At 65.3% G+C, this 4,283-nt stretch carries 7 protein-coding genes; 4 read left to right on the top strand and 3 right to left on the bottom strand.

Going from position 1 to position 4,283, the window contains the following annotated elements; all coding sequences use genetic code 11:
- Window positions 1–1,143 (top strand): bifunctional sulfate adenylyltransferase/adenylylsulfate kinase (locus tag ABZD10_RS14000; RefSeq protein ID WP_372887395.1); only part of this gene is annotated, 1,143 nt, incomplete at its 5' end.
- A gap of 79 nt (window positions 1,144–1,222) precedes the next feature.
- Here the strand turns inward: ABZD10_RS14000 and ABZD10_RS13995 are convergent.
- The 3 genes from ABZD10_RS13995 to ABZD10_RS13985 are packed head-to-tail and all read right to left on the bottom strand — an operon-like array spanning window position 1,223 to window position 2,792.
- Window positions 1,223–2,086 (bottom strand): glycosyltransferase family 10 domain-containing protein, encoded by an 864-nt coding sequence (locus ABZD10_RS13995; protein WP_372887393.1) that lies wholly within the window; start codon window positions 2,084–2,086, stop codon window positions 1,223–1,225.
- A 55-nt stretch (window positions 2,087–2,141) separates the two neighbouring features.
- On the bottom strand, window positions 2,142–2,375 hold the full coding sequence (locus tag ABZD10_RS13990) for a DUF1150 family protein (protein ID WP_372887391.1): 234 nt from the start codon (window positions 2,373–2,375) through the stop codon (window positions 2,142–2,144).
- Between the two features lie 3 nt (window positions 2,376–2,378).
- Window positions 2,379–2,792 carry an Hsp20 family protein gene (locus ABZD10_RS13985; RefSeq protein WP_372887389.1) on the bottom strand — a complete coding sequence of 138 codons (414 nt, stop codon included), beginning with the start codon at window positions 2,790–2,792 and terminating at the stop codon, window positions 2,379–2,381.
- Between the two features lie 151 nt (window positions 2,793–2,943).
- Here ABZD10_RS13985 and ABZD10_RS13980 point away from each other — a divergent pair, with 151 nt between their 5' ends.
- The 3 genes from ABZD10_RS13980 to ABZD10_RS13970 form a co-directional block, all read left to right on the top strand.
- Window positions 2,944–3,168, top strand: coding sequence for a YdcH family protein (locus tag ABZD10_RS13980; RefSeq protein WP_372887387.1), 225 nt, complete (start codon window positions 2,944–2,946; stop codon window positions 3,166–3,168).
- Between the two features lie 45 nt (window positions 3,169–3,213).
- Window positions 3,214–3,702: a 5-(carboxyamino)imidazole ribonucleotide mutase gene (gene purE / locus ABZD10_RS13975; RefSeq protein ID WP_372887385.1), complete on the top strand. Its 489-nt coding sequence runs from the start codon at window positions 3,214–3,216 to the stop codon at window positions 3,700–3,702.
- On the top strand, window positions 3,695–4,283 hold a 589-nt coding region (locus tag ABZD10_RS13970), incomplete at its 3' end, for an ATP-grasp domain-containing protein (RefSeq protein WP_372887383.1). The genes purE and ABZD10_RS13970, both read left to right, overlap by 8 nt.

The following is a 4,283-nucleotide window of genomic DNA, read 5'->3' as shown; positions in this document are numbered from 1 at the left end:
GCCTTCCAGACCCGTAATCCGCTGCACCGCGCGCACCAGGAACTGACCTTCCGCGCCGCCAAGGAAGCCCAGGCCAACCTGCTGATCCACCCCTCGGTCGGCATGACCAAGCCGGGCGACGTCGACCATTTCACCCGCGTGCGCTGCTATGAGGCGGTGCTTGACAAATATCCGGGATCGACCACCACCATGTCGCTGCTGCCGCTGGCGATGCGCATGGGCGGCCCCCGCGAAGCCATGTGGCACGGGCTGATCCGCAAGAACTACGGCTGCACCCATTTCATCGTCGGCCGCGACCATGCCGGCCCCGGCAAGAACAGCCAGGGCGAAGACTTCTACGGCCCCTATGATGCGCAGGACCTGTTCCGCAAGAACCAGGAAGAAATGGGCATCGAGATGGTCGATTTCAAACATATGGTCTGGGTTCAAGAACGCGCCCAATACGAGCCGATAGACGAGATCAAGGACAAGGACGACGTCACCATCCTCAACATCTCGGGCACCGAGCTGCGCCGCCGCCTGGCCGAGGGCCTCGAGATCCCCGAGTGGTTCTCCTTCCCCGAGGTGGTGAAAGAACTGCGCCGCACCAAGCCGCCGCGCTCGAAACAGGGTTTCACCGTGTTCTTCACCGGCTTCTCGGGATCGGGCAAATCGACCGTGGCCAACGCGCTGATGGTCAAGCTGATGGAGATGGGCGGACGCCCGGTGACGCTGCTCGATGGCGACATCGTGCGCAAGAACCTGTCGAGCGAGCTGGGCTTCTCGAAAGAGCACCGCGACCTCAACATCCGTCGCATCGGCTATGTCGCCTCGGAGATCACCAAGAACGGCGGTATCGCCATCTGCGCCCCGATCGCGCCCTATGCCTCGACCCGCCGCGCGGTGCGCGAGGATATCGAGCAGTTCGGCGCCTTCATCGAGGTCCATGTCGCGACCTCGATCGAGGAATGCGAGCGCCGTGACCGCAAGGGGCTCTACAAGCTGGCCCGCGAAGGCAAGATCAAGGAGTTCACCGGCATCTCGGATCCCTATGACGTGCCCGAGAACCCGGAACTGAGCCTCGAGACCGAGAATGTCGAGGTCGACAACTGCGCCCATCAGGTGATTCTGAAACTGGAAAGCCTGGGGCTGATCGCGGGCTGATCCGCGCCGGCCAGGAAAATCGCAAAGGGCCGCCCCTGGGGGCGGCCCTTTCGCGTGCGCCGGACCGTGTTAACCGGCGCTAAGCGGCGAGGACCGCCTGCGCCGCGCGCGGCTCGAGCGCGGCCCAATGCGCCGCCTGTTCCTTGGCGCCGCGCAGCGCCGGCAGCAGATCGCGGTAGCGGCCTTCGCTGGCCCCGGCCACGGCGGCGCGGACATCCTCGGCGGTGTCACAGAGGATCATGCCGCGGGTGTCGAAGAACCGGTCGGGGTTGGGGCAGCCCCAATAGATCGGCACGGTGTCGCAGAGGATGCAGTCGACCAGCTTTTCGGTGAAATAATTGGCTTCGCGCACGTTTTCGATCACCACCGAGAAACGATAGGGCGCCAGACCGTCTGACTTGCGCTCGAAGGGCCGGTAGCCACGCCCCATGACATCCAGTTCGATGCCGTTCCCGGCGGCCCATTCCACCGTCTGGTGGCGCAGGACATGGCCTTCGAGGTCGCGCTTGGACGAGGCAATCAACGAGGTCATCCGGCGCTTGGTCACATCAAGCCCCTGCCAGTCTGGCACCCAGGTGGTCCCGAAGGGCAGGAAGATGCCGTTGGGGATGCTGTCGAGAAAGGCCTCGTTGGCGCTCAGGACGCGGTGAAAGCGCCGGTGCGACCGCTTCAGCCGCTGCAGGTGGCGGCCATGCAGCGCAGTCGGTTCGACCACCATCATCGACACCCGTGCCCGGGTGCCGAAATAGGGCCGCATATGGGCCGTGCCCGAGGGGTAGATCAGCAGGTGGTCGCGCCGGTCGAGGTCGCGCAGGCTCCGCCCCAAAAGCCGCTCGGGCTGCCCCAGAGGCCAGTTCAGCCGCCCCAGCGGCAGCCTGCCCGGGCGCAGGCCCAGTTTGGTTCCATAGGGCAGAACGGCGACCGCCGGCGTGAATTCGTTCATCTGTCTCGTTCCGAGGCCCTGGCCGTCCGAGTGCCAGCCGCCGGCGCGGCCCGGCTCAGTGGACCGTTACCGGGGCGAAATCGTTCTGGCGCGCCAGCACGAAGGCCATCGCCCGGTCGCGCACCAGCGCCAGCCTTTCGCCGTCGGCGGCATGCACCGCGTAAAGGCGGTCGACATCGCCGACTTCCTCGCGCAGGTCGTCGGGCAGCTCGTCCACTGCCACCTCGCGCACGTAAACGATGCGCTTGAGGTCGTCCTGTTCGGGGTCGAATTCGTATTTCTCGTACATCGCCTACCCCTTTCTGATCTGGATGGTCTGCACCACCGTCTCGGGCCTTGCCCGTGTCAGGTCGACATGCAGCAGGCCGTTTTCCATCGTCGCCTCGCCCACTTCGACGCCATCGGCAAGCACGAAGGAGCGCTGGAACTGCCGCGCGGCGATCCCGCGATGCAGGAAGATCCGCTCGGCGCTGTCATCGGTCTGGCGCCCGCGAATGACCAGCTGGCGGTCTTCGACGGTGATCGACAGGTCTTCTTCGCGGAACCCGGCCACAGCAAGGGTGATTCGGTAGGACAGCTCCGAAGTCTGTTCGATGTTGAAAGGGGGATAGCCTTCGTTGCCGGTCTTGGCCGTGCGTTCCAGAAGGCGTTCAAGTTGCTCAAATCCCAGCATGTGCGGGTGCGAGCCCAGGGTCAGTTTTGTCATCGACACGTCCTTGGTTAAAGCGACAGTGCAGCCGGGCCCCGTTGAGGCGACCCGTGCAGGAGGAATATGGGAAAGCCTGCGGCTGACTGCAAGGGCTTTGCACAGCGCCCGCAAAAGGTTATCTTCGGCGCGAAGATCGAAGGACCCCCCGATGAACGCCCCCCGCGACCTGTCCATGAAGACCAATGACGTGCTGCGGGTCGAGCTCGCGGTTTTCAAGCAGGAACACCGCGACCTTGACGAGGCGATTCACGCGCTGACCGAACGCGGAACCGGCGATCAGCTGACCATTCAGCGCCTGAAGAAGCAGAAACTGCGGCTAAAAGACATGATCGCGCTGATCGAAGACCGGCTGACCCCGGATATCATTGCCTAGGGCCGCGATCTGGCTATAGTGCCCGCTCTTTCTGACGAGGGCAAAATGACGGACATCAAGGTTGGAATCATCATGGGCAGCCAGTCGGACTGGGCGACCATGAAGGAAGCAGCGCTCATTCTCGACGAGCTGGGCATTGCCTACGAGCAAAAGATCGTCTCGGCGCACCGTACCCCGGACCGGCTCTGGGCCTATGGCAAGGCGGCGGCGGATCGCGGCCTTCAGGTGATCATTGCCGGCGCCGGCGGGGCCGCCCATCTGCCGGGGATGATGGCCTCCAAGACCCGGGTGCCGGTGGTCGGCGTTCCGGTCCAGACCCGCGCGCTCTCGGGGGTCGACAGCCTTTATTCCATCGTCCAGATGCCCAAGGGGTTCCCGGTGGCGACCATGGCCATCGGCGCCGCCGGCGCTGCCAATGCCGGGCTGATGGCGGCCGGTATCCTGGCCTTGCAGGACCCTGAGCTCGCCGCGCGTCTCGACGCATGGCGCGACGCGCTTTCGGCCTCGATTGCAGACGAGCCCCAGGATGACTGAGCCCCTTAAGCCCGGCGCCACGATCGGCATTCTCGGCGGCGGCCAGCTTGGCCGCATGCTCTCGGTGGCCGCGGCCCGCCTCGGCTATGTGACCCATGTCTTCGAGCCCGGCGCCAACCCGCCCGCCGGCCATGTGGCGCAGCGGGTGACGACCGCCAGCTACGAGGACGCCGAGGCCCTGAGGGCCTTTGCCGCTGAGGTCGACGTCATCACCTATGAATTCGAGAACATCCCGACCTCGGCGCTCGACATCCTCGAGGCGCATTGCCCGATCCGCCCCGGCCGCGAAGCGTTGCGGGTGAGCCAGGACCGGCTGACGGAAAAGGAATTCCTGAAGCGGCTGGGGCTCGAGACCGCGCCCTTCGCCGCCGTCGAAACCCGCGCCGATCTGGCGGCGGCGGTCGATGCGATCGGCGCCCCGGCGATCCTGAAGACCCGCCGCTTCGGCTATGACGGCAAGGGCCAGTACCGCGTGACAACGAGGGACGATATCGATGCCGCGTGGCGGGAGCTTGCCGGCGCGGCGCTCATAGCAGAGGAGTGGCTGGACTTCGACTACGAAGTCTCGGCAATCGGCGTGC

This window comes from Shimia sp. (assembly GCF_041624275.1).
Lineage (GTDB): Bacteria > Pseudomonadota > Alphaproteobacteria > Rhodobacterales > Rhodobacteraceae > Shimia.
This window is presented reverse-complemented; position numbering and strand designations above follow the sequence as displayed.

Coding starts and splice junctions, on each gene's coding strand:
- ABZD10_RS13995 (WP_372887393.1), bottom strand. CDS start 2,086: ATGAACGAATTCACGCCGGCGGTCGCCGTTCTGCCCTATGGAACCAAA.
- ABZD10_RS13990 (WP_372887391.1), bottom strand. CDS start 2,375: ATGTACGAGAAATACGAATTCGACCCCGAACAGGACGACCTCAAGCGC.
- ABZD10_RS13985 (WP_372887389.1), bottom strand. CDS start 2,792: ATGACAAAACTGACCCTGGGCTCGCACCCGCACATGCTGGGATTTGAG.
- ABZD10_RS13980 (WP_372887387.1), top strand. CDS start 2,944: ATGAACGCCCCCCGCGACCTGTCCATGAAGACCAATGACGTGCTGCGG.
- purE (WP_372887385.1), top strand. CDS start 3,214: ATGACGGACATCAAGGTTGGAATCATCATGGGCAGCCAGTCGGACTGG.